Source organism: Acinetobacter lanii, assembly GCF_011578285.1.
Classification (GTDB): Bacteria; Pseudomonadota; Gammaproteobacteria; order Pseudomonadales; family Moraxellaceae; genus Acinetobacter; species Acinetobacter lanii.
Genome location: NZ_CP049916.1, coordinates 1,958,515 through 1,981,542, shown reverse-complemented (window position 1 = coordinate 1,981,542; position 23,028 = coordinate 1,958,515). Strand labels below are relative to the sequence as shown.

Sequence of the window (23,028 nt, the reverse complement as noted above, 5' to 3'; positions counted from 1 at the left end):
TATGATCAATGTTCAAAAGCAATTTCAACTTAAACCATACAATACACTCAGTTTAGATGCTGTTGGTTCTGACTATGTGGAAGTTGATACAACCGAAGATTTGGTCGATGCACTCAACTATGCCAAAGCTCAGCAATTGAATGTGCTGATTCTCTCTGGGGGCAGTAATATGCTGCTGCCTGAACAGATTCAAGCCTTGGTGGTGCATATGAACATTCAAGGGATTGAACTGTTACATGAGGATCAAGACAGCTATACGATACGTGTCGGTGCAGGACAGAATTGGCATGCGTTTGTGCTATGGACGACGGCGCAGAAAATGTATGGCCTACAAAATTTAGCTCTAATTCCTGGTCTTGTCGGTGCATCACCGGTGCAAAACATTGGCGCGTATGGTGTTGAGGTCGGTGAGTTTATTGAGACGGTTGAAGTGTATGATCGAGAGCAACAGTGTTTGAGTCAAATTTCTGCACAAGATTGTGCATTTTCTTATCGCCATAGTATTTTTAAAGATGATCCAAATCGTTATGTGATTACCCATGTGGTGTTTAAGCTTCTAAAAAAAGCTGATTTAAAAATCAGTTATGGTGATTTAAAAGCGGCAGTAGGAGATGAGCTCACGCCAGAAAATCTACAACAACAAGTCATCAACATTCGTCAAAGTAAATTGCCAGATCCAAAACAATACCCCAATGCCGGCAGTTTTTTTAAAAATCCGATTATTCAACTCACTGAATATGAACAAATAAGTTCACAATTTCCAACATTGCCGCATTATCCACAAGCGGATGGTTCTGTTAAGATTGCTGCAGGTTGGTTGATTGATCAAGCCGGCTGGAAAGGTAAACAACTTGGCTCAGTGGGGATGTTTCAAAAACAAGCGTTGGTTTTGGTCAATTATGCAGATGCAAAGTTACAGGATGTACAAGCAACCTATCGCGCCGTGCAACAAGATGTGGTACAAAAGTTCAACGTGCTTTTAGAACCTGAACCGGTTTTGTTTGATTCTACAGGTTTAATTCAACCACATAGCCAATAATCACTGAATACAACACACATTAAAAAGGACCGTATGCCGAAACAACATTGGATGATTTCATTGGTACGAACGATTGCGGTACTGTTCGTACTCGTTGGCTGTCTGATGGTTTTTTGGTATACACCGTTTTATTCGAAGTTGGTGGCAAAGGCATTGGATAGCTTTGTGCCGGTCAATGTGGATGAAGTGGCAGCACAAAGCCAGCAAATGGCTGCATTGACTGAAACAGAAGATTTAGAGCCAGGCTCTAAATCTTGGATTGCACGTCAAGCCTATTTGAGTTTAATGGAACAGAAAATTCGTGAAAGCAATACTCAAGATTTGGTTGCCATTCAAGCACGTTATAAAATTCTGTTAGATGAAATTGACAAGCAACAGAGATTAGAAGATCAAGCAAAAGACAGTGAGGCAAAACACAAGATCGCGAAGATTCCTGTTGTGATTGCTCGTCCTGATGAAGAAACAGGAGCCTCAAGTGCAAGTCATTCAAATCTAAATTTAGTGGATCAACAGGACTTAACATCTGAAGCAACCATCTCTGAAGAAGCAGTGTCAGAAGCGATGATTTTAGAAAAAGACCTTTCAGAGCCGCTTATTTCTGAAGCTGATAGCACTGTTCAACTGTTGAAAAGTGACGCAGATCAAGCCTTAAGAGAACGATACACAGAGTTTTTGTTGCAACATCCACTCAATGAACCTGAAGTGACTGTGGATGATCAGATTTATAAAGATATAGCACAAATTCAACATCAAAATCTCAATGATGCCAAAAAGAAAGAATTATCAAAACCCTATGCAATTGTGGTTTTAGGCGGGGGATTGACCTTAGGCGACAACCGTCTAGACATTGTGGTGAATGAATACACTCGACTACGTTTAGAAAAGACCTTAGATGTAGAACATGAGACGCAATTACCCATTGTGTTAAGCGGGGTGGAAGCGCCCTATATGCAGGCATGGTTAAAAAATAAAGGGGTCGAAGCCAATTTGCTCGAAAACCGCAGTATGAACACCTGTGAAAATACACGTTTTAGCTCTCTATTATTACAAAAAAAAGGAGGAGCCCCGACCGTGATTTTGATTACTGACCGTTATCATATGCCACGTACACGCCGTCTTTTTGCATTAAATGGCATCCAAACCATACCCGTTGAAGCGCCTATGCCGACCCAATTAACTGCATGGCGTCCAAGCAAACAAAATTATGACCACAGCCGTCGTGCCAATTATGAAATGTTGGCGACCATCCGTGATGTATTATTTGGCTCGAGTGGCTGTAGAGAGGTGCCATAATGGCTGATATTCCATTTTTAAATCCCAGTGTTTTGGCACAACTTGACCTACCGATTCCCAATCGAAGTTCAACGCCCTTGTTGCTTGAAGCACTCAATTTAAATCGTGCTTATGTGCCCAATACAGATATCCAAGCCTACCGTCGTTTATATGCTTTAGATCAACTTGAATGTGAGTATTGGCAAGGCTTTATTAAAATGCCTTTGTTTAAATTACATGTACAAGTGTTCCAGCCGAAAACAGATCATATTCGTGGCACGGTGTTTTTATTGCACGGCTATTTGGAACATAGTGGTATTTATCAACCGATTATTCGCGAGCTCCTTGAGCAAGGTTTTAGTGTGTTGACCTATGATTTACCGGGTCATGGACTCAGTGATGGTAATGCCGCCAGCATTCAAAACTTTGATCATTATCAACAAGTGTTACATGCAGTGCATCAATACGTTAAAAATGCTGATCAGTTGCCACAGCCATGGTTAGGGATCGGACAAAGTACCGGTGGTGCAATTTGGATGCATCATTTGCTTGAGTATGCCGAGCAACGTAAAAATCCAATTGTGGAACGCGTGTTGTTGTTGTCTCCGTTGGTACGACCTGCAAAAACCTCGTGGTGGCACAATCCTGTAGGGCTCGGCATTATTCGACGCATTAAGCGGGAAGTGCCACGTCACTTTAAACGCAATAACCATAATCCCGAGTTTTTGCGTTTTGTGCGTTTAAAAGATCCTTTACAACCGCGGATGATGGGTATGGATTGGATTTTAGCGATGTCAAAATGGATGCAGGAAATGGAGCAACGCCCTGCATGTCGTATTCCTGTGTGGCTAGCACAAGGGGCGCAAGATCAAACCGTAGATTGGCGTTATAACATCGAATTTATTCGGCAAAAATTCCGTCTGCAAACCTTACTGATGTTGGAAGAAGGATCGCATCAGTTGATTAATGAGCGAGCGGATATTCGTGCTGCATTGACTGGATTGATTCCAGCTTTTCTCCATGCACAAAGTAGTAAAGGCTATTATTAAGCCCTGTATTCACCTATATACATGACATAAAAAAGGAGCGATGACGCTCCTTTTTGATTTTGAGTGGCTATGCAACGTATTAATTAAATTGTTCGGCGCTGGCTAAATTCCACATTCGATAATAAAAATTTTCATCGTCTTTATTATCACAAGTCAGCAATTCACCTTCTTTTAACCAAAAGTGTAGTTGAGCATAATTTTTGATTTCACGATCATTGACGCGCTGGGCCAAATGATGCGCTTTGATATCGCTTGGATGTTCTAAACCTGCCGCAGCAATCATTTCAGACAATGCATGTAATGTATTTTCATGGAAATTAAACACACGCTCCGCTTTGGTGGGAACATGAATGGCTTTTTGACGGTCAATATCTTGGGTGGCCACACCCACTGGGCATTGGTTGGTGTGACAGCTTTGTGCTTGAATACAACCGACAGCAAACATGAAACCACGAGCAGAGTTAACCCAATCCGCGCCAATGGCAAAGGTACTGGCGATATCAAAAGCACTGATGATTTTTCCACTTGCACCCAATTTAATTTTGTTTCTTAAACCTGCCCCCACAAGGGTATTGTGAGCAAAAAGCAAAGCTTCACGCAGTGGTGTGCCAATATTGTCACTAAACTCAATTGGGGCTGCACCAGTACCCCCCTCAGAACCGTCAATCACGATAAAATCAGGATAAATCCCAGTTTTCAGCATGCCTTTTACAATGCTCATAAATTGCCACGGTTGCCCAAGACACAGTTTAAAACCCACCGGTTTACCATTTGAAAGATCACGCAATTGTTGGATGAACTGCATCATTTCAATCGGATTATGGAAACTCGAATGCGTTGGTGGAGAGATACAGTCGCGATCACGCGGGACCCCGCGGATCCGAGAAATTTCTTCCGTGATTTTATGTTTTGGTAAAATTCCGCCGTGACCGGGTTTAGCCCCTTGTGAAAGTTTAACCTCAATCATTTTGATATTAGGCAGTTGGGCTTGTTGCTTAAATTTTTCAGGGTCAAATTTGCCATCTTCAGTCCGACAGCCAAAATAACCACTGGCAATTTGCCAAACAATGTCACCGCCATTTTCCAAGTGATAGGGACTTAAGCTGCCTTCACCGGTATCATGGTAAAAATTGCCCATTTTCGCCCCCAAGTTTAAAGCACGAATCGCATTGGCACTTAAACTTCCGAAACTCATCGCTGAAATATTCATAATCGATGCGCTATAAGGCTGTGCACATTGTTCATTGCCAATGGTGATACGAAATGTTTTAGGGTCGGCAGGGAGCTTAGGGGTCATCGAATGTGTAATGAAACGATAATCCTGCTGATAAACATCAATGATCGAACCAAAAGGCTTATCGGCATTTTCATTTTTGGCACGTTGGTAGACCAGACTGCGTTGCATCCGAGAAAAGGGCAAAGCATCTTGATCAGATTCAATAAAATATTGACGAATTTCAGGACGAAAATCTTCAAAAATAAAGCGAAAATGACCCATGATCGGATAGTTTTTAGTAATTGAATGCCGATTTTGCAAAACATCATAGAGGCCAAGTAGGCTTAATAGTCCGCTCACCAGCCAAAGGATATTGATCGCGGTATCAGACAAGAAATAATAAATATAATGCGGATGATAAAATAGCCTAAGCCAAGTGATGCTGAGCACAACAATGATACATAAAAACCAAATGGAATGGCGTGAAAAAAAGGTGTTGAGGAGTTTGTGTCGAATTGCTTGAGCTGGACTCGCCATTTGTTATTGTTCCTAAGTGTTATAGCTTAACCATAACGAACAATAAGTGTGCATCGCAAGTAGTGATTTGTTAGACCTGAACATTATTTGAATGTTCAGGTGTTGTTGATACTTATAAGAAAAAAATCGAGTGCTTATTCTTCAGAAGGAAGCAGCATAATGATCGAGCTATTTAGAAGTTCTGCAATATCTTCCAAAATGTCAGGGTCGTACATTTCATCATTTAAAGGAATCGCTTCACCATCAGCGATACGCTGTAGGTTTTCATTGAATACATCAGAAATATTTAAACGTTCACCATTTGCCCAGAAATGAATAACGCCGTCTAACTCGCTATAAAGCAAACGCGATGCAGGTTCGAGTTTGAGTAAATAGCCTTGATCAAGGGCTTCTTCTAAATCACCTGTCCCAATTTCATCATTTTCAGGGATGTTGTTTGGATAAGCAGGGCGTGAAATTAAACACATCAATGCATCGCTGAGGACACTTGGATTTTGCAATTGAGACATCAATTGCTCACGTAAATAGCTCAATTCATTCGTGCTAATTTCACCAATTTTAGTCGGCTGTTTACGCTGAATATCCATCACAGGATTTTTAAGTGCATCATTTTCAGCCATGCTGTCGCTTAAGCTATCGACCATATCCGCAACATTTGGCATGCGGAAACCAAATGAATAAGTTAAGCAATCATCTTCTGCTACGCCGTAATGTGCTAGACCCGGTGGCACATAGAGTAAGTCACCTGGTGCAAGTACTTCGTCAAAAGTCACTTCAATTTCAGGTAATATTTTAAGCGGTTGACCTGCAACGAATTCAGTTGAAGCATCACACATTTGTCCCAATTGCCAACGACGATGACCATGACCTTGTACTAAGAATACATCATAAAAATCGAAATGTTTTCCGACTGAACCGCCTTTAGGTGCATAGGACACCATAATGTCATCACGGCGCCACTGTGGAATAAATGGGAATTTTTTCCAAAGTTCAGCCATATCAAAAGAGTAGTGATCGACTGCTTGAACAAGTAATGTCCAAAGCTTCGGCATTTTTTGGAAATCGCCTTTGATCAATGGTGATGATTTCACTGTCCATTGATTGGGATCTTTGTCTTTTTGTTTGATTAAACGTGCACTGACTTCGTCTTCGAGTGCCAGTTCCATAACATCGTTTGGTTCTAAAATGCCTGCGATTTCAGGAAGTGCATTACGAACCAGTAAAGGTTTCTTTTGCCAATATTCTGAGAGAAATTGTTCAGCGGTAATTCCGCCAAGAACGTCTAAAGCTTGGGACATGTTAAGTTCTACAATTAAATTTGGCTTATTGTCCCTTGAACGATAGACGTACTGCAAGTTACTAAGCTGAAAAAATCATATTTTATTTTGGGCAAGCAAAAAGCGAACAGATTGGTTTTTATTTTTCATGAGCATCAGACGATAAATCATGTCTAATGCATCTTAATATAACTTCGCTTATCTTTAATGGTCGTAAATTGAGTTGAAAACTCATTTAACTTAACGATTTAAACCTAAAATAGTGTGACATAAATCACAAATATAACTATAATTTCATAAATCAAAACTTTATAAGAAAAAAATAAAATGTTGAATAACATTGTCGATGTGCTGGATAAGCTGGGTTTTGGTGCACAAAAACGTGCCATCAGCATTCAATTTTCAAATGGCTCACTCAACAATCAAGTCCTGATTCAACGTATAGATGGCAATCATGCCATTAACCAAGGGCTCTCTGCCGAAATTATTTGTTTATCCACCAACCCATATATCGCCTTAAAAGAATTTATTGGTTGCCAAGTGGCGGTAGACCAAGTCACAGATTCCGGAAAACTCTTTCGCACAACAGGGATTATCACTGGGGCCAGCCAGGGACAGAGTGATGGTGCTTTCGCCATTTATCGATTGACCTTAGAGGATGCCAGTAGCCTTTGGCACAAACGACGTAATAGTCGTGTCTTTATGAATAAGACGGCGGTTGAAATAATTGATACTGTGTTTAAAGAATGGCAAGGCAAAAGTGCTTTATTTGCTGCAAGTTTAAAACTGGATCGCAGTGGGCTGAGTAAGAACTATGATATCCGTCCTTTCTCAATGCAATCTAATGAAACGGATTACCACTATTTAACTCGATTAATGCGCGAGGAAGGCATTAGTTGGTTGATTGATGAAGCAAACTACATCGTCGCAAGTTCAAATCAAAGCATAGAACCACAAAAACTGCGCCTGATTGACAATAACAAGCAATACAAGGCTTTAGATCGTCGCAGTGTTCGATTCCATCGCAACAGTGCTACTGAAAAATACGACACCATCAGCCGTTTCGTGGCTCAACGAACATTACAACCGACAGCCATTCACGTACAACGTTGGCAGGCGGATCTACTTAGTCAAGAAGATGGCAGTGGTTCAGTCATCAGCTCACATTTACAGAGCAGTCAACGTGACAATGCCAGTCTGAGTCTAGAACAGGCTTGGACGATTTCTCCCGCTTGGATTCGAGATCTAAAGGGTGAAGATCAAGCCACTGCTTCAAGTAATGCGCAATTAGAAAAGCTCAATAAACAATTACATGACTACCAAATACTCGATGCAAAATACTTCACTGCATACAGTAATGTCCGAGATACCCAAGTTGGTTATTGGTTCCAACTCAATGATCATCCCGAGTTGGATCAAAATCATGGTGGAAGCGATAAAGAATTCATCATCTTAAGTAAGCACTTTTATAATCAGAATAACTTACCCAAAGATATGCAAGATCAGCTCGATCATTTACTCAGTCTGAATCATTGGAACTTAAATCAAGACAGTGAACAAGAACGACAAAACAATGAACTTGTTTTAGTGCGTCGCAACATCAAGATTGTCCCTGAATATGATCCAGCAGTTCATCGAGCAACTGCACATGTACAGCGTGCCAAAGTAGTCAGTGATGGTGAAGAGATTCATGTTGATGAATGGGGACGAATTAAAGTTCGCTTCTTATTTACACGACCTGAAGATCATGGACATGATAGCGGTGCAGGGTCCAATGACAATGATACGGATTCGGCTTGGGTGGATGTACTCACCCCTTGGGCGGGTGAAGGTTATGGCGCAAGGTTCTTACCCCGTAAAGATGAAATGGTGGTCATCGACTTCTTTGATGGCAACATTGACCGCCCTTTTGTCACAGGTCGTATTCATGAAGCTCAAAGAAGCCCAACTCAGTTCGATTTAAAAGGACAACTCCCAGATACCAAAAAAATCAGTGGTATTCGTTCTCAGGAAGTCGGTGGTGGAGGTTTTAACCAACTCCGCTTTGATGATACGACAGGACAGATCAGTAGCCAGTTACAGAGTAGTCATGGGGCAACACAACTGAATTTAGGAAGCTTGAGCCATCCTAAAGAAACTGCGGAAAGTGAGGGTCGAGGTGAAGGCTTTGAGCTGAGAACAGATCAATGGGGCGCTGTCAGAGCAGGCAAAGGTTTATTAATCAGTGCTGCAAGTCAAGATAGTGCCTCGGATATTCAACTCAATATTGAAGAGCTATTAATACAGTTAAAAGAGTCACTTGATCAACTAAAAACCTTAGAAACCAATGCGCGAACCAGTAAAGCCTTTCAAGATGAAAATTATCAAATTAGTCAGGATCTTCTGACCCAAGTGGAGAGCACCTTAGAGAAATTCGAAGAACCGAATATTTTAGTTAGTGCGCCTAAAGATTTCATTTCAGTGAGCCAGCAGAACCAAACTCATGTGGCTAAAGACAATATAAAAATTATGTCAGGTAAACAGTTTGATTTAAGTTCATCAGGAGAGTTAACTGCCCATGCAGCCAAAGGCTTAAGTTTTTACACGCAAGAAAATGGCATCAATGCCTTTGCTACTCAAGGCAAGATTAAGATTCATGCACAAAATGATGAGCTGGATTTAGCATCTTTAAAAGACTGCAAGATCATGAGTATTGAGAATGCGGTAACGATTGCCGCAAAGAAAGAAATTATGCTGACCTGTGGCGGTGGCTATATCAAAATTAAAACAGATGGGTCAATTGAAATTAATAGCCCTGGATTAATTGAAGTGAAATCTGCTCAAACCCAGTTTATTAAAGGCACCAAGCATAACTTTCAGTTACCTAATATCTCCAGCAAAATCTGTATCCCTTGTTTACTCGATGCTGCGAGAAAAGCACTCCCCTTTGTACATCGGGAGATTTGAGATGAACTGTTATGAATTTCTGGATCATCTTTTTGAACATAAAAATGAAAATATAGAATCAAAAGATTCAAATTTCTTTTTACTGATGGATAGTGCGAAACATCACACCTATATCAAAAGATGGCTAAAGACACAGTCAAAAAACCAACTCAACCAAATTGGGAATTTATTTCAAGGCACCATTGATGAAAGCTCACCTTTAGAGGTTTCACCCTTGTTATTGAGTATCCACTCAGCCAACAATAAAACACTGCAACAAACACTTTTAGTCAGCGAGACTATAGGGTTGTTTGGTCTCATTGAAACATCGTTGTCTAAACAAGCACTCATCAAGCATCTACAGCCCTTTTTACAGGCAGAAATGCCGAATGGTGAACTGGCTTTGTTTCGGTTTTATGATCCGCTGATTACACAAGTCTTAGATAAGATGTTGGATAAACAGGAATACCAAATACTATTCAAACCCATCGATAATTGGTGGGTGCAGAAATCAAATAATACTTTTAAGAATTTAGTGAGTGATTGAGATGGCGATCAAATTTACCCAAGAGCAGATTGATTCATTTATTACAACTCGTGAAGAAGACTTAGCTTTGTTGAATTGGAATAGATTAAAAGTTATTTATCCAGATTTAACTGAAAAATATTTTAACAATGATGTTGATAAAGGCGTTAAATTTCTAGAAATTGCTCATACTCGTGTAAAAAAATACCTAACTGAAGTTGAAGATGATGATGGCTACAATCAGTGGCGCACTGTATATGGTGAGATTTGCTTTATTCTAAATGATAATAAAATTGATGATGATCCATGGAATAGAGGAATTTTAGAGGAAAGGTTATGGCCTCATTTCCTTCGGATAGACATCTTGGCTGGTGTACTAGAGAGTAGTTTAAATAACCCTGATTCTCAAAAATTCTATGCTGCTTTGGAGAAACAAAAATGGGGATAGCTGAAACTGCTGAAAAAGTTATATTGGGTGGAGCAATGAATACTCCAGCAGGAAGAGTTATAACAATTTTCACACATATAGGTACAGGTGGACTAAGTGGAAAAGCTGATCAAGCGCTAGAAGCCACAGTAGCGCTCGGTACTGCAGAAAATGCAATAAATATCGGTGGTAAAATATCACCATCAGATAAAGCAAAAGCTCAACAAAAAATTAAAGAAATGATTGCAGCAGAAACGAGCAAACCTTGTAGGTCAAATAATTCAGAATGTAATAAACGTAAGCATCGAGGTAAAGTACACTCTCAAGATGGTGCTGAAGACATTGTTTCAGCTGAAGATGCTGGAACAAATTGGATTGCTTTGCCAAATCCTCCATCATTAACACTTTGTAACATGTTTGCATTATCTATGCGTGTACATATGTTAAATCTGAAGGGGCACTCACCTAAAAAAGGAAAAGGTGTTGATTTTGAAATAGGAGCTAATAAAGCATATTTTAAATTAACTGCATGGATGAAAGAAAAAACACCTAATGGTGTGCCTGTGAATAAATATTCCTTTAATTTTGATGGTAAGTTTTATATGGGAGCTAAACCACCTTTAGGAAAAAATACTATTGAAGATAGACGAATAGATTTGGATGTATTTGAAGGTGAGATATTAAAAAATGTATAAAATTTTAAATTTGAATAAGTTCTTTAAGCAACATCCTAAATATCCATTCTTAAATTGGCATATCGATTATGACGAATATTGTGCAATAAATTTATTGTTATTAAATATAGTAAAATTAAAAAAAAATACTTCTAATGATTCTAATTGGAAATTTAAAAGTTCTTACATTAACTTTAGAATTGATGGCTCTGAGGGCGTTTACTACCCTTTTGGGTGTATAAATCATGATGCACAGTTAGTGCTGTCCTTAGGAACTCCAAGAAATGACGAAAAAGATTTTTTTTCAATGTCAGTAAGTTTAGAAAAAGAAACTTTTTATTGGGAAGCATATAAATATGATGAGGTAAATAGTAATCAAAAATTTTACTATGAATTGAATATCTATTTTGATACTCAATATGATGAAGCATTATTAAAAGTTGATAAAATTTTAGATTTATTTTTTTCAAAAAAAATAGATGAGCTACAAAAATTATGTGGCTACTATGAGAATGGAAATTTTTCTGAATTAATTATAGAGTAATATTTTTAAGGTCTTCTTTAATTTTCCAAATCATAATACGTTGAATTATAAGTAAATGGTGTTTAAATAAGTAGGTAAATGAAAAGTAAAATTATAAACATAATTGATTTTTTCAAAAATCATCCTAATTATCCTTTTACTCAGTATTACTCTGATTATGATCAATACTGTGCTGCCCGATTATTGATTTTAAATTTGGTCAAAGCATACATACCTGAGCTTGAGCTAGATGACTGGCAATTTACATCGAATTATTATGATCATAGGCGCAGAGATCAAGCAACATTTTATTCTCTAATGACTTGTATTAATCATAAAAGAGAGCAAGTTTTATTTTTTGCTCTAACTGATAATCGACAGAATATGTCTGAACTGACGGAAATTAGCTTAAATGTAGAAAGAGATGATTTTTATGGTGATAAATGGAATGACGATGCACCTATAGATGAATGGTATAGCATCTTTCAAATTACTCTTAATTTACCTAAACTGGCAAGTTTTCAAAAGCTAAATGACATCTTGAAAACATATTTTCAAAAGAAACTCAGTTTTGATGAACTTTGGGAAATTCAAGAAAATTTTTAAAAAAATAATTTTAGAACTTGTCTTGACGATTTTTTAGATATTTTTTAATCCAATAATTTCTTTTTTCTGCAGCTTTTAGAATAGGGGTTTCAAGCCCTTTCTACAGGCAGGAATGCCCGATGGTGGACTGGCTTTATTCCGATTTTATGATCCGCTGATTACACAAGTTTTAGATAAGATGTTGGATGAACAGGAATACCAAAAATTATTCAAACCAATCAACAATTGGTGGGTGCAAAAATCAAATAATACCTTTAAGCATTTAGTGAGCAATTGATATGGCAATTAAATTTACACAAGAACAAATTGATTCATTCATTACAACTCGTGAAGAAAAGTTAGCGAGTTTTGCTTGGGATGATTATAAAAAGATGTTTCCTGAACGTGCTCAAGAAATTGGTGCAACGGATACCGATGGTATCGCTTATATGACCAAGGGTGTGAAGAAAGCCAAAATATATATGGCTGGCTATGAAAATGACCCTCAGTTTAACCGCTGGCTTTCAGGTTACTTAGGGCTACAGTTTCATATTGGTGAAAACTTTGATGAACATCCTTTCACTCAGAAAATACTCACAGAAAAGCTATGGCACCCTTATAAACGGGTCGATATTTTAATGAAAATCTTGGCTGTGATCACAGCTGATCCATCACAAAAAGAGTTTTATCAAAAATTAGAAGAAATGGTGTGAATTTATGGGTATAGCAGTTCCAGCTCCTTCGATAACAGGGGTTAATATTGGCGGAATTTTTTCAAACGGTGCAAAAGTTGCTACAGGGGGGCTTGGACCTGTAATTATCGGATTAGGAGCAATATTTGCTTCACAAAGTTTAGGTGAAGGTTCAGATAAAATTCCAGGGGTAACAGGTCAACCACAAGAAGGTGGATTGAATAATCCAGGTGTGATGATGGGTGGTAAAACTCAAACGCAGTCTCAGTCTAAAGTTGAGGAGAAAGATGCGACTTGTACCGCTGATAATCAGAAATGTAAAAAGAAAGAAGAACATCGAGGTAATATTCAATCTCAAGAAGGAACAGATATGCTTATAGGCAAAGGGGTTCCTACACCATCTTTAGCTAAATGGTTACAAAAGACGCCACCTAGTTATTTTTATGTAATGAGAGCGATAGATATTGTAAGGAAAGAAATAGAATTAAAAAAAGGAAAATCATTTCAGCAAGGCGCTGATATAGCGACTAAAAAATTGAAAGAATTTTACGAATCAAAAAGAAATGATGGTGTTTATCATAAGCATTACACTTTTTCATACTTTAACGGAGTTTTTGCACAACAATTTCCTAGAAAAGATCTTAAAAATGAAAACTCACGACGAATTGATGGAACAGTTTTTTTAGGGCATATAATGGGTAAAGGCAATTAAAATGAATAAATATATAAAATTTTTGGTAGTGTCTAAATGTGACGTGTTAACCACCTATCTTTCATGTCTTGATTGTATTTTAATAAAAATAGATGCAAGACAGCTTCATGATTTTCTTTCTTCTTCGAAAAGCTTAAAGTTTTCCGTGTAAAACGCCCTAAGCGATTTCTTAATGTGGCATTGAAACGCTCAACATGGTTGGTTAAACCTGTATGTTTACCTACAGAGCGATGGGTATCAGGATCAAATACCTCAGCATAACTTGACCAATAATCACTACAGGTTGCTAAATTAAAGTAGCTTGTGGGAATACGGCAACGTAAATCTGTACACGTTTTATCATTACGCTGACCACACACATAAGCCACTATTTGGCGTGTACGATGGCAGAGTGCAATCCAAGTCCAAACCTTATGGCGACGGGCTTTTACGAAACTCCATAACTCATCAAGCTCAAGGACATCTGTTGGATGAGCATCAAGTAATTCGTCACTCAGTTTCCTGCTGTTTACTTTTTTTTATCCAGCCCATCAGTGTTTCAGGTGCAACACCGAATAGACGCTGCATGCCTCTCAAACTGCCTCGTTCAAGATAGGTACTGATAATGAGTTCTTTCTGTTCTTCGGTATATTTAATTTTGGGTTTGAGTACACTAGAGCGCCCACAATCTTTACATCTGAACTGTGCATTTCCACTTTTGTTGTGACCATTCTTATGGATATTGGGTGATTGGCAACGGGTGCAGACATAAGTTGTCTTTTCTATGATCATGTTAAAGGTTTATTGCTCAGACATTTTCACGTCTATTCTAAATTAAAACACGTTGTTTTTGTACACTACCGAAATTTGATACCCCGCCATATTCAATAGGTATATTTAAGCAAGAGAATGAATATGAACTAGAAGGTGAATACGATATTCTTTCTATAGAAATAGATATATCTGTTGATAAAAATATTGAGATTACAAAGAGTTTTATAGAGTATTTCTTATCAGAAAAGTACATTTTTGAAAAAATGGAAGAAAAAATTAAAGCGTTCGAACTTTCGAAAATATAAATTAATTAGATCAAACTATAATTAACCCGAATCATGTATAAGCCTGATTTTACATCTTTATAAATTGAGGCTTATTCTGATGACAGATTTGATAAGCACAGAGTGATGCATAAATCCCAGCGAAATAACCTGAAATGGAACGATGGCGACTGCTTACTAGATTGTATTGTTGCTTCAATAAGCTAAAGATCGTCTCTATTTTATTGCGTTGTCTCAGCATGATTTCATCCTCTGGTGATAATTCTACTCTTCGCATGTTCTTGCGATGATACGTAATTAATTCAATATCTTGTGCACCTAGTTTATCTTTTACAGTTTCACTGATGTAGCCACGATCACCGAAGATCTTACCGATGTAACCTTGAGCGAGCTTCGGCAGAAGCTTTATATCTGAAGTATGGCCATTCGAGAGTTGGGTCTGAATAAATTGACCCTGAGCATCCACCAATACATGCAATTTGCATCCATAGAACCAACCCATTGAGCTTCTACCTCGTGTGGCAATTTGTTTTAAAGATTTATGGCGTTGAATACGCTGATTTTTACATACGGGTAGAGTTGTAGAGTCAACCCAAGCACACGTTGTTTGAGCATTGGAAGCGAAAGAAATATGTAATGCTTGAAGTGCGAGTTGATGTTGGTTGATCAAATAAACGATCCGTTGATAGGATGGTAATGCTTTAAAAAGCTTGGAGTAAAAGCGCTTTATCATTCCATAAAAGGCTTTAAAATGATGAAGTTGAGAGTTTTTATACCAAACTGCGATAAAAATAATTTCAGATAAGCATAGAACACCTGATCGTTGTCTGACTTTAGGATTTTCTTGTTTTAGATACTGCCAATAGACCGCTTCATTTTTTTGAAAAAAATCATCAATCGTGCAGAATAAAGTTGTAAACTCGAGCATAGGATGGCTGGTTGAATGGTTTGTGTCGTAACTCACTTATCAACTCAGTCATCTTTTTTTCAACTGAATTTCATATCCATGATTCGGGTTATAATTAACATAATACACCTTATGCGAAATGCTATTGTAAGCCCAAAATAGAAATGTCCGGTTTCTCCAAAGTAAAAATGTCCGCTTTTAGAATATGCACTTTTGCAATTTCCTTAGCGGACGGTTTGATATGTTGGTGTCTATGTCGGATAAAGAACTTAAACGATTGTCGGTCTTGCAGGAAATCTGTGATCAACGCATAACTCAATCCCAGGCTGCTCAGCTACTTCATATCTCAGAACGTCAGATCAGACGCTTACTGCAGAAATACAAAGCTCAAGGTCCCGCTGCATTAGCCCATGCCGGTCGTGGCCAAATCAGCAATTCCAAACTTCCTGAAGAACTCAGACTTAAGTGCCTCAATATTGTTTCAGATCAACTTCATGGTTTCGGACCCACTTTAGCGCATGAAAAGCTCACCACCGTGCATGGATTCGATCTTTCAGTAGAAACCCTGCGTTCCTGGATGATTGCAGCCGATTTATGGATTCCTCGCTGCAAGCGCCTGAAACGCCCATATCAGCCTCGTTATAACCGAGATTGTTATGGTGAATTGATCCAAATTGATGGCTCACACCATGATTGGTTTGAAGGTCGAGCACCTAAATGCTGTCTGCTAGTATTCATCGATGATGCCACAGGAAAATTACAGCATTTACGCTTCTGTGCGTCAGAGTCAGCCTTTGACTATATGATTTCGACACGTTTATATGTCGAACAGCATGGTAAGCCATTGGCATTTTACAGTGACAAACATTCAGTTTTTAGGGTGAATCAAAGCAGCAAGAAAGACACCAAGATTACCCAGTTTGGACGTGTTCTGAGCACTCTCAATATCGATATCATTTTCGCTAACTCCCCTCAAGCCAAAGGCCGTGTAGAACGCGCCAATAGAACGCTTCAGGACCGTCTGATCAAAGAGATGCGTCTGGAAGGCATCAGTTCGATTGCAGATGCCAATACGTGGTTGCCGTGCTTTATTGAGCAATTTAATCGTAAATTTGCCAAGATGGCCTTTAATCCCAAGGATCTGCACCGGACTATCACTGAAACAGCCGAAGAATTAGATGATGTTTTTACCTGACGTGAACTCCGTAGGGTCACGAACAGCTTGACGATTACTTATGATAAATGCGTATATATCTTGGAAAACAGCGAAGAAAATCAAAGGTTGATCGGTAAGTATCTTGAGTTCCTGGAATACCCGGATGGTACTGTAGCCCTCATGCATGATGGTCGAAAGATCAATTACAGCCTCTTCGATAAATTAAGTCAGCTCAATCAACGAGAGATCGTTGAGAATAAACGTTTGGGTTCTGTGCTGGCACATATTCAACAACAGCATGAACAACTGGAACAACAAAACAAACGCAATCGTTCTCAAAAGATGCCACGTAGACGAGCACAGAAAACAGCGATTGAACAACGAAATCTGAATCCTGTGCTTGACTTGGAAATTTACATATAGGACATTTCTATTTGGTTATTAGGTAGGACATTTCTACTTGGGAATAACAACATCGGTTAAAGCTATTTAATTTCAATATTTTAAGATTATAAAAAAGCCCAATCTCAACAGATTGGGCTTCTTTATATTGAATTTTACTGTTTTACGTTGCTATCGAAATTATGGTTTCGTCATTTAATATTACGAATGAAAAGCTCATAAATCAAGGCAGTACAATGTTTAACTCACGTAGAATATTACATAACTGAATCATCGGCATCCCCATCAAAGTAGTTTGATCTTGCCCAATCATCTGCTCAAACAAACTAATGCCTAAACTTTCACATTTAAAACTACCAGCACATTGCAGAGGTTGATCACGCTCCACATAACGCTCAATTTCAGCCAAGCCAAGTTTGCGAAATTTTACTTTATAATGTTCAACAAGTGTATGTTCAAATCCCGATGATTGTTGTTGAACACTGAGCGCAGTACTGAAATACACAATTTTGTCAGAGTTGGCTTGGAGTTGTTTTACAGCATTTTCGAGAGTGAGGGGTTTACCTATGAAAATATCAGGGGCACCTTCACGCCAAGCCACTTGATCAGAACCAATCACGATGGCTTCCGGATGTAGTAGAGAAATCGCCTTGGCTTTTTCAAAAGCTAATCGCTGAGCTAATTTATCTGCATGACGTTCACCTTGTGGGGATTCGTCAATATCAGGAGAAATCGCCAGATAGTCAATACCCAAACGATTCATGAGATCTTTACGAGTTTGACTGCTAGAAGCCAAAATGATTTGGGGTTGACGCATGGTACTTTCCATAGCTGAATGGTGTCCTTAGCAATAACTTAGATGAATATTGTTTCACCCATTATGATGAATAGCGTTGTAATGCGATTTAGGATATTTAAACCGCATATTCCATTAATAGGTCTAAAGGGACATAAGAAAGGACGGACTGGTGACACGCCTGAAGTTTTACATTCGGTGCCATATCTGCCTGGTAGGCTTCGACCCAACGAGTCACACAGATACACCAAAAATCACCGGGTTTTAAGCCTGGAAATCCGACTTCAGGTAAAGGTGTAGTCAGATCATTGCCGATCCGCTGAGAAAAACTTAAGAATTCAGAGGTCATTTCCGCGCATACCGTATGCTGCCCAAGGTCAGATGGTGCGGTATGACAGAAACCATTACGGAAATATCCCGTAATAGGATCATAACAACAGCTTGCCAACGGTTCGCCAAGCACGTTTAAACGGTTAATCTTTGGATCTGGATGAATGGACATAATCATACTATTTTGATTGAGCTGTGATTATGATAATCAAATCCACGGGTTTCGACAGCATTTCTGCAAAAGTTGCTAACTTTTTTTCACATAATCATTTAGAATCTACGCGATTTTGATATCTATAAAGTGAGCTATACATGAACTTTCAGCGTATGACAGACCTGGATTTGGCAGGTAAGCGTGTTCTTATTCGTGAAGATTTAAACGTTCCTGTTAAAAACGGTGTGATTACCAGTGATGCACGTTTACGTGCGGCATTGCCGACCATTAAAGCTGCGATTGAAAAAGGTGCAGCAGTAATGGTGTATTCTCACCTTGGTCGTCCAGTTGAAGGTGAGCCAAAGCCTGAACAATCTCTTGCACCCGTTGCTGCTTACTTAACTGAAGCATTAGGTCAAGAAGTGAAATTGGTTACTGAATACCTTGACGGTGTTGATATTGCTCCAGGTCAAGTGGTTCTTCTTGAAAACTGCCGTTTCAATGCAGGCGAAAAGAAAAATAATCCAGAATTGGCTGCAAAATATGCTGCACTCTGTGATGTATTCGTAATGGATGCATTTGGTACAGCACACCGTGCTGAAGCATCAACTGAGGGTGTTGCACGTTTAGCGAAAGTGGCTGCTGCAGGTCCATTGTTGGCTGCTGAATTAGATGCATTGGGTCGTGCTTTACAAACGCCAGCGAAACCAATGGTTGCAATCGTTGCAGGTTCTAAAGTTTCGACTAAACTTGATGTATTGACTTCACTGTCTGATATTTGTGACCAATTAATTGTTGGTGGTGGTATTGCCAATACATTCTTAGCAGCGGCTGGTTTCAATGTCGGTAAATCATTGTGTGAAAATGATTTGATCGATACAGCAAAAGCGATTGCAGCCAAAGTATCTGTACCACTTCCTACAGATGTGGTTGTTGCTGACGCAGCTGAAATCGATTTTGCAGACTTCTTAGGTTCTTTAGCAAAAGCGAAAGCAGTGGTGAAGAAAGTTGAAGATGTCACTGATAACGATATGATTCTAGATGTAGGTCCAGAAACAGCTCAAGCATTTGCTGAAATTCTGAAAACGTCTAAAACCATTCTTTGGAATGGTCCAGTGGGTGTGTTCGAAGTGGATCAGTTCGGTGAAGGTACCAAAGCATTGTCTTTAGCCATTGCTGAATCTGAAGGTTTCTCTATCGCAGGTGGTGGTGATACTTTGGCTGCAATCGACAAATACGAAGTTGCTGACAAAATTGGTTATATCTCTACTGGTGGTGGTGCATTCCTTGAGTTCGTTGAAGGTAAAACACTTCTGGCAGTGGCGGCATTGATCGAACGTGCATAATTAAACGTTCGAAGGGATTTAGATTTCATTCACTGATGAAAATGAATGTCTAGATTAAATCTCTTGAAAAAAGCTGGCTCTATGCCAGCTTTTTTTACGCAATAAAACTGATTGAAAGACAAGGGTTGTTCTTTTTTTAGTCATAAAAATGAAATAATACTGCAATAAACTCACCTTCAAATAGAAGATCATCTTTGGATATCGTATGACTTTAAAATCAATCGCTTTTGTTTGTTTATTTACGCCAATCATTTTAACGGCTTGTTCTAAACAGGAAAGTGCACCTGCAGCTCAACAAACCTCTACCTCTGATGCACAAAGTCAAAGCACAGAAAAATTGACCCCAGAGCAGCAAACAGCCATTGATGCTTTAGATCAACCGGTGCTTGATGAAAAGAATACGGATGTACCTGAATCGGTTGCAAATGCACCAGCCGATCAAGCCACTGTTGCTGTTGATGCACAGACTGATACAGCACATTAAGCGATTTATATGGCATAAATGTTGTAATTTAATTAAATGTCCCTGCAAAAGCAGGGATTTTTTTTCAAATACTGTGATTTATTGCTGAATTGAAACAGATCACAGGGTAGAATATGGGGCATTACCTGGGAGGAAATTATGGCTCTTATTTCATTGCGCCAGCTCTTGGATCACGCCGGCGAACACAACTACGGCGTACCAGCATTTAACGTAAACAACTTAGAACAAATGCGCGCAATTATGTTAGCCGCAGACGAAACGAATTCACCTGTAATTGTACAGGCATCTGCGGGTGCTCGTAAGTATGCAGGTGCACCGTTCTTACGTCATCTTATTTTGGCTGCAATCGAAGAGTGGCCACATATTCCAGTGGTAATGCACCAAGATCACGGTACAGATCCTGATGTTTGCCAACGTTCAATCCAATTGGGCTTCTCATCAGTGATGATGGATGGTTCTTTAGGTGCAGACGGTAAAACACCAACGACCTATGAATATAACGTAGACGTTACTCGTCGTACGGTTCAAATGGCACATGCGTGTGGCGTTTCAGTTGAAGGTGAGATTGGTTGCTTAGGTAGCCTTGAAACCGGTATGGCGGGCGAAGAAGATGGCGTAGGCGCTGAAGGCGTTCTTGACCATTCTCAACTGTTGACCTCTGTTGAAGAAGCACGTTCATTCGTTGCGGATACCAATGTCGATGCACTTGCGATTGCTGTAGGTACTTCACACGGTGCGTACAAATTCACGCGTCCACCTACAGGTGACATTCTAGCGATTGACCGTATTAAAGAGATTCATGCTGCGTTGCCAAATACGCACCTTGTTATGCATGGTTCAAGCTCTGTGCCACAAGAATGGTTGGCAGTGATCAATGAATTTGGCGGTGACATCAAAGAAACGTATGGTGTTCCTGTTGAACAGTTGGTTGAAGCGATCAAGCACGGTGTGCGTAAAATTAACATCGATACTGATTTACGTTTAGCGTCTACTGGTGCAATGCGCCGTATGATGGCTGAAAAACCAAGCGAATTTGATCCACGTAAATTCTTCTCTGCAACTGTTGATGCAATGAAGCAAATCTGTGTTGATCGTTATACAGCATTTGGTACAGCGGGTAACGCTGACAAAATTCGCCCGATCTCTTTAGAGAAAATGGTGAGTCGTTATAAATAATTGTTAAAATTGTTTATACTGAAAAGCCCACATTGAATGTGGGCTTTTTTTATCTCAACTGAAATAGCAACAATAAGAGCATTGAATGGAACTCATTTTTTCAGCGGCACTGTGCAGTGTTTTAGTCTCGATCTTATTAAAAGTCTGTAAAACCAAAGGCTTTGATCCTTTGCAAATGATTGCATGGAATTATGCTGCTGCAAGTATATTGTGTTTTTTTTGGTTTAAACCTGATTTGGTGCATTTGTCCTTTGTTCAAACACCGTGGTGGCTGATTGCAACACTAGGTGTGATTTTGCCGAGTATCTTTTTATGCCTTGCAAAGTCATTAGAAACAGCAGGGATTTTAAAAACGGAAGTTGCACAACGACTATCTGTGGTTCTTTCTTTAATTGCAGCCTATTTCTTATTTCATGAATCCTTTAGTTCATTGAAGTTTTTTGGCATTGCGATCGGACTGATTGCGGTACTGATGATTGTTTTTACCAAAGGTGGCACATCATCCGCTCAGCAATCGCATAAAGCCAGTCTATATTTACTGGCAGTCTGGGGTGGTTATGCCTTGGTTGATATTTTACTGAAATACACCACCAGTTTAGGACTGCAATTTGCTGTTTCACTGAACTTGATGTTTATCTTTGCATTTCTTTTGTCCATGGCTTATTTAACTATCCGTAAAACCGAATGGAATAAAAATAATATTTTGGCAGGTTTAAGTTTAGGTGTATTAAACTTTGCCAACATTGCACTTTATGTCAAAGCGCATATGTTACTTAAAGATTCACCTGCAATTGTGTTTGCAGGAATGAATATCTTGGTCGTGGTTTTTGGTGTAGTGTCGGGAAGCTTAATTTTTAAAGAAAAAGTCAATGTAATGACGATGCTTGGCTTGGGTTTAGCAATTGCAGGTGTTATTTGTCTAGCATTGGCAATTTAGTTTCAGGTCTTAATCAGATTTTATAAAATAGCCTAAGTGTTTCAATGAGATGTCATGGAATGGCTGTAATCTATCTCTATCAAAGGTAGTTGTAATACTTTGCTCTAGGGAAGCTTAATCGTATAAACGATACACCCCTTTAAAGCGTTCACAGCCACTTTGAGTTGTGTTCACAACTAGCAATGCCTTTTGGAAATTGAGCTGATATTTACAGTCATGTTCATTGTCCAAAATTTCATTTTTTTGATCAGGTGTGGTGTAAGCCAATAGGGGAATCGCTTGTGATTCTAAGCGGTTGTTGGGATTACGATAAGCGAAGCCTTCGATCTTGATACGATCTTTAGTCAATTGATGCACTTTAAGTTGAATCGGCTGTTGAGCAATCTGACCATGTTCAAATTTAAGATAGTGTTGGGTTAAGCTTTGATTCATGGATGTATAAAAATTCAAATCTTCAATTCTTAAATTGAGTTGCTGTTTATAACACGCTGAATTTTTACACTGTTGCATCCGATTAAACCAGAGCTGATGCGTATCTGCCAACAATCTGAGTGGGGCATCAGTCACCAAATAACTAGTATGTTGTAGTTCATTCAGTTCTTTACGCAAGTCTTTGAATTTTTCTGAGCAAATTTGAGCCAAGTATTGAGGCGAATTTTTACTTTCACACTGCAAGGGTTGCGCATGAAGCGTTATGGTTCCTAAAGCGCTTAAAAAGAACCCAGAAACTATGGTTTTCATCGAATTCGATACGTTTTTCAACAACATGATCGCTTATACTTTCACTATGTTTGCATACGTACTATAGCGAAAGAGAAAGTACGAATACAAGATTTCTCGAATAAAATG

At 39.0% G+C, this 23,028-nt stretch carries 23 protein-coding genes and 2 pseudogenes; 17 read left to right on the top strand and 8 right to left on the bottom strand.

Annotation, left to right across the window (positions count from 1 at the left end):
- Positions 1 to 4 precede the first annotated feature (4 nt).
- From murB to G8D99_RS09245, 3 genes are read left to right on the top strand one after another with little or no spacing between them, the layout of a single operon-like run.
- Complete coding sequence (gene murB, locus G8D99_RS09255) at positions 5 to 1,039, top strand: UDP-N-acetylmuramate dehydrogenase (RefSeq protein ID WP_166327671.1); 1,035 nt, start codon at positions 5 to 7, stop codon at positions 1,037 to 1,039.
- 33 nt (positions 1,040 to 1,072) lie between these two features.
- Entirely contained in the window at positions 1,073 to 2,332 is a 1,260-nt protein-coding gene (locus G8D99_RS09250; RefSeq protein ID WP_166324860.1) for a YdcF family protein, read from the top strand.
- Positions 2,332 to 3,360 (top strand): alpha/beta hydrolase, encoded by a 1,029-nt coding sequence (locus G8D99_RS09245; RefSeq protein WP_166324857.1) that lies wholly within the window; start codon positions 2,332 to 2,334, stop codon positions 3,358 to 3,360. The genes G8D99_RS09250 and G8D99_RS09245 overlap by 1 nt, the downstream gene beginning before the upstream one ends.
- Positions 3,361 to 3,439: 79 nt before the next feature.
- Here G8D99_RS09245 and G8D99_RS09240 read toward each other — a convergent pair whose 3' ends face one another.
- Positions 3,440 to 5,113, bottom strand: coding sequence for an FMN-binding glutamate synthase family protein (locus G8D99_RS09240; protein WP_166324854.1), 1,674 nt, complete (start codon positions 5,111 to 5,113; stop codon positions 3,440 to 3,442).
- A gap of 134 nt (positions 5,114 to 5,247) precedes the next feature.
- On the bottom strand, positions 5,248 to 6,411 hold the full coding sequence (locus G8D99_RS09235) for a ribosomal protein uL16 3-hydroxylase (protein ID WP_166324851.1): 1,164 nt from the start codon (positions 6,409 to 6,411) through the stop codon (positions 5,248 to 5,250).
- Between the two features lie 306 nt (positions 6,412 to 6,717).
- Here G8D99_RS09235 and G8D99_RS09230 point away from each other — a divergent pair, with 306 nt between their 5' ends.
- The 9 genes and pseudogenes from G8D99_RS09230 (at position 6,718) to G8D99_RS09190 (ending at position 13,454) form a co-directional block, all read left to right on the top strand.
- A complete protein-coding gene (locus tag G8D99_RS09230) occupies positions 6,718 to 9,336 on the top strand; it encodes a type VI secretion system Vgr family protein (RefSeq protein WP_166324848.1) in 2,619 nt (872 codons plus the stop codon).
- A gap of 1 nt (position 9,337) precedes the next feature.
- On the top strand, positions 9,338 to 9,862 hold the full coding sequence (locus G8D99_RS09225; RefSeq protein ID WP_166324845.1) for a DUF4123 domain-containing protein: 525 nt from the start codon (positions 9,338 to 9,340) through the stop codon (positions 9,860 to 9,862).
- A gap of 1 nt (position 9,863) precedes the next feature.
- Positions 9,864 to 10,289: a hypothetical protein gene (locus G8D99_RS09220; RefSeq protein WP_166324842.1), complete on the top strand. Its 426-nt coding sequence runs from the start codon at positions 9,864 to 9,866 to the stop codon at positions 10,287 to 10,289.
- On the top strand, positions 10,280 to 10,963 hold the full coding sequence (locus G8D99_RS09215) for a hypothetical protein (RefSeq protein WP_166324839.1): 684 nt from the start codon (positions 10,280 to 10,282) through the stop codon (positions 10,961 to 10,963). The genes G8D99_RS09220 and G8D99_RS09215 overlap by 10 nt, the downstream gene beginning before the upstream one ends.
- Positions 10,956 to 11,486 (top strand): hypothetical protein, encoded by a 531-nt coding sequence (locus tag G8D99_RS09210; RefSeq protein WP_166324836.1) that lies wholly within the window; start codon positions 10,956 to 10,958, stop codon positions 11,484 to 11,486. The genes G8D99_RS09215 and G8D99_RS09210 overlap by 8 nt, the downstream gene beginning before the upstream one ends.
- 78 nt (positions 11,487 to 11,564) lie before the next feature.
- Positions 11,565 to 12,071 carry a hypothetical protein gene (locus G8D99_RS09205; protein ID WP_166324833.1) on the top strand — a complete coding sequence of 169 codons (507 nt, stop codon included), beginning with the start codon at positions 11,565 to 11,567 and terminating at the stop codon, positions 12,069 to 12,071.
- A gap of 100 nt (positions 12,072 to 12,171) precedes the next feature.
- Positions 12,172 to 12,348: pseudogene (locus G8D99_RS15915) on the top strand (DUF4123 domain-containing protein); the annotation flags it as partial.
- Position 12,349: 1 nt separating this feature from the next.
- Positions 12,350 to 12,763: a hypothetical protein gene (locus G8D99_RS09195; protein ID WP_166324827.1), complete on the top strand. Its 414-nt coding sequence runs from the start codon at positions 12,350 to 12,352 to the stop codon at positions 12,761 to 12,763.
- A 4-nt stretch (positions 12,764 to 12,767) separates the two neighbouring features.
- Positions 12,768 to 13,454, top strand: a complete 687-nt coding sequence (locus G8D99_RS09190) for a hypothetical protein (RefSeq protein WP_166324824.1) — start codon at positions 12,768 to 12,770, stop codon at positions 13,452 to 13,454.
- 32 nt (positions 13,455 to 13,486) lie between these two features.
- On the opposite strand, the gene G8D99_RS09185 is transcribed toward G8D99_RS09190, so the two are convergent.
- From G8D99_RS09185 to G8D99_RS09175, 3 genes are all read right to left on the bottom strand, one after another.
- Positions 13,487 to 13,951 carry an IS1 family transposase gene (locus tag G8D99_RS09185; protein ID WP_166327669.1) on the bottom strand — a complete coding sequence of 155 codons (465 nt, stop codon included), beginning with the start codon at positions 13,949 to 13,951 and terminating at the stop codon, positions 13,487 to 13,489.
- On the bottom strand, positions 13,944 to 14,225 hold the full coding sequence (locus G8D99_RS09180) for an IS1 family transposase (RefSeq protein ID WP_166323682.1): 282 nt from the start codon (positions 14,223 to 14,225) through the stop codon (positions 13,944 to 13,946). Before G8D99_RS09180 ends, G8D99_RS09185 begins: the two co-directional genes overlap by 8 nt.
- 336 nt (positions 14,226 to 14,561) lie before the next feature.
- A complete protein-coding gene (locus G8D99_RS09175; RefSeq protein ID WP_166327667.1) occupies positions 14,562 to 15,419 on the bottom strand; it encodes an IS982 family transposase in 858 nt (285 codons plus the stop codon).
- 232 nt (positions 15,420 to 15,651) lie between these two features.
- On the opposite strand from G8D99_RS09175, the pseudogene G8D99_RS09170 reads away from it, so the two are divergent.
- Positions 15,652 to 16,977: pseudogene (locus tag G8D99_RS09170) on the top strand (ISNCY family transposase).
- 202 nt (positions 16,978 to 17,179) lie between these two features.
- On the opposite strand, the gene G8D99_RS09165 reads toward G8D99_RS09170, so the two are convergent.
- Both G8D99_RS09165 and G8D99_RS09160 read right to left on the bottom strand, forming a co-directional pair.
- Complete coding sequence (locus G8D99_RS09165; RefSeq protein ID WP_166324821.1) at positions 17,180 to 17,773, bottom strand: Maf family protein; 594 nt, start codon at positions 17,771 to 17,773, stop codon at positions 17,180 to 17,182.
- 97 nt (positions 17,774 to 17,870) lie between these two features.
- The gene (locus G8D99_RS09160) at positions 17,871 to 18,254 is read right to left on the bottom strand and encodes a DUF2237 family protein (protein WP_166324819.1); all 384 of its coding nucleotides are present in this window, start codon (positions 18,252 to 18,254) and stop codon (positions 17,871 to 17,873) included.
- 140 nt (positions 18,255 to 18,394) lie between these two features.
- On the opposite strand from G8D99_RS09160, the gene G8D99_RS09155 reads away from it, so the two are divergent.
- From G8D99_RS09155 to G8D99_RS09140, 4 genes are all read left to right on the top strand, one after another.
- Entirely contained in the window at positions 18,395 to 19,582 is a 1,188-nt protein-coding gene (locus tag G8D99_RS09155) for a phosphoglycerate kinase (RefSeq protein ID WP_166324816.1), read from the top strand.
- A 205-nt stretch (positions 19,583 to 19,787) separates the two neighbouring features.
- Positions 19,788 to 20,066 (top strand): hypothetical protein, encoded by a 279-nt coding sequence (locus tag G8D99_RS09150; protein WP_166324813.1) that lies wholly within the window; start codon positions 19,788 to 19,790, stop codon positions 20,064 to 20,066.
- A gap of 138 nt (positions 20,067 to 20,204) precedes the next feature.
- Complete coding sequence (gene fba / locus G8D99_RS09145; protein ID WP_166324810.1) at positions 20,205 to 21,242, top strand: class II fructose-bisphosphate aldolase; 1,038 nt, start codon at positions 20,205 to 20,207, stop codon at positions 21,240 to 21,242.
- Between the two features lie 85 nt (positions 21,243 to 21,327).
- Positions 21,328 to 22,179 carry a DMT family transporter gene (locus G8D99_RS09140; RefSeq protein ID WP_166324807.1) on the top strand — a complete coding sequence of 284 codons (852 nt, stop codon included), beginning with the start codon at positions 21,328 to 21,330 and terminating at the stop codon, positions 22,177 to 22,179.
- Between the two features lie 114 nt (positions 22,180 to 22,293).
- Here G8D99_RS09140 and G8D99_RS09135 read toward each other — a convergent pair whose 3' ends face one another.
- Positions 22,294 to 22,947, bottom strand: a complete 654-nt coding sequence (locus G8D99_RS09135) for an A1S_1983 family putative colistin resistance protein (protein WP_166324804.1) — start codon at positions 22,945 to 22,947, stop codon at positions 22,294 to 22,296.
- Positions 22,948 to 23,028 lie beyond the last annotated feature (81 nt).

Excerpts from the sequence above, each read along its gene's own strand:
- G8D99_RS09240 (WP_166324854.1), bottom strand. The coding sequence starts at position 5,113 with ATGGCGAGTCCAGCTCAAGCAATTCGACACAAACTCCTCAACACCTTT.
- G8D99_RS09180 (WP_166323682.1), bottom strand. The coding sequence starts at position 14,225 with ATGATCATAGAAAAGACAACTTATGTCTGCACCCGTTGCCAATCACCC.
- G8D99_RS09205 (WP_166324833.1), top strand. The coding sequence starts at position 11,565 with ATGAAAAGTAAAATTATAAACATAATTGATTTTTTCAAAAATCATCCT.
- G8D99_RS09245 (WP_166324857.1), top strand. The coding sequence starts at position 2,332 with ATGGCTGATATTCCATTTTTAAATCCCAGTGTTTTGGCACAACTTGAC.
- G8D99_RS09160 (WP_166324819.1), bottom strand. The coding sequence starts at position 18,254 with ATGTCCATTCATCCAGATCCAAAGATTAACCGTTTAAACGTGCTTGGC.
- G8D99_RS09220 (WP_166324842.1), top strand. The coding sequence starts at position 9,864 with ATGGCGATCAAATTTACCCAAGAGCAGATTGATTCATTTATTACAACT.
- G8D99_RS09230 (WP_166324848.1), top strand. The coding sequence starts at position 6,718 with ATGTTGAATAACATTGTCGATGTGCTGGATAAGCTGGGTTTTGGTGCA.
- G8D99_RS09155 (WP_166324816.1), top strand. The coding sequence starts at position 18,395 with ATGAACTTTCAGCGTATGACAGACCTGGATTTGGCAGGTAAGCGTGTT.
- G8D99_RS09250 (WP_166324860.1), top strand. The coding sequence starts at position 1,073 with ATGCCGAAACAACATTGGATGATTTCATTGGTACGAACGATTGCGGTA.
- G8D99_RS09175 (WP_166327667.1), bottom strand. The coding sequence starts at position 15,419 with ATGCTCGAGTTTACAACTTTATTCTGCACGATTGATGATTTTTTTCAA.
- G8D99_RS09150 (WP_166324813.1), top strand. The coding sequence starts at position 19,788 with ATGACTTTAAAATCAATCGCTTTTGTTTGTTTATTTACGCCAATCATT.
- G8D99_RS09190 (WP_166324824.1), top strand. The coding sequence starts at position 12,768 with ATGGGTATAGCAGTTCCAGCTCCTTCGATAACAGGGGTTAATATTGGC.
- G8D99_RS09140 (WP_166324807.1), top strand. The coding sequence starts at position 21,328 with ATGGAACTCATTTTTTCAGCGGCACTGTGCAGTGTTTTAGTCTCGATC.
- G8D99_RS09235 (WP_166324851.1), bottom strand. The coding sequence starts at position 6,411 with ATGTCCCAAGCTTTAGACGTTCTTGGCGGAATTACCGCTGAACAATTT.
- G8D99_RS09195 (WP_166324827.1), top strand. The coding sequence starts at position 12,350 with ATGGCAATTAAATTTACACAAGAACAAATTGATTCATTCATTACAACT.
- G8D99_RS09215 (WP_166324839.1), top strand. The coding sequence starts at position 10,280 with ATGGGGATAGCTGAAACTGCTGAAAAAGTTATATTGGGTGGAGCAATG.
- G8D99_RS09225 (WP_166324845.1), top strand. The coding sequence starts at position 9,338 with ATGAACTGTTATGAATTTCTGGATCATCTTTTTGAACATAAAAATGAA.
- fba (WP_166324810.1), top strand. The coding sequence starts at position 20,205 with ATGGCTCTTATTTCATTGCGCCAGCTCTTGGATCACGCCGGCGAACAC.
- G8D99_RS09210 (WP_166324836.1), top strand. The coding sequence starts at position 10,956 with ATGTATAAAATTTTAAATTTGAATAAGTTCTTTAAGCAACATCCTAAA.
- G8D99_RS09135 (WP_166324804.1), bottom strand. The coding sequence starts at position 22,947 with ATGTTGTTGAAAAACGTATCGAATTCGATGAAAACCATAGTTTCTGGG.
- G8D99_RS09165 (WP_166324821.1), bottom strand. The coding sequence starts at position 17,773 with ATGCGTCAACCCCAAATCATTTTGGCTTCTAGCAGTCAAACTCGTAAA.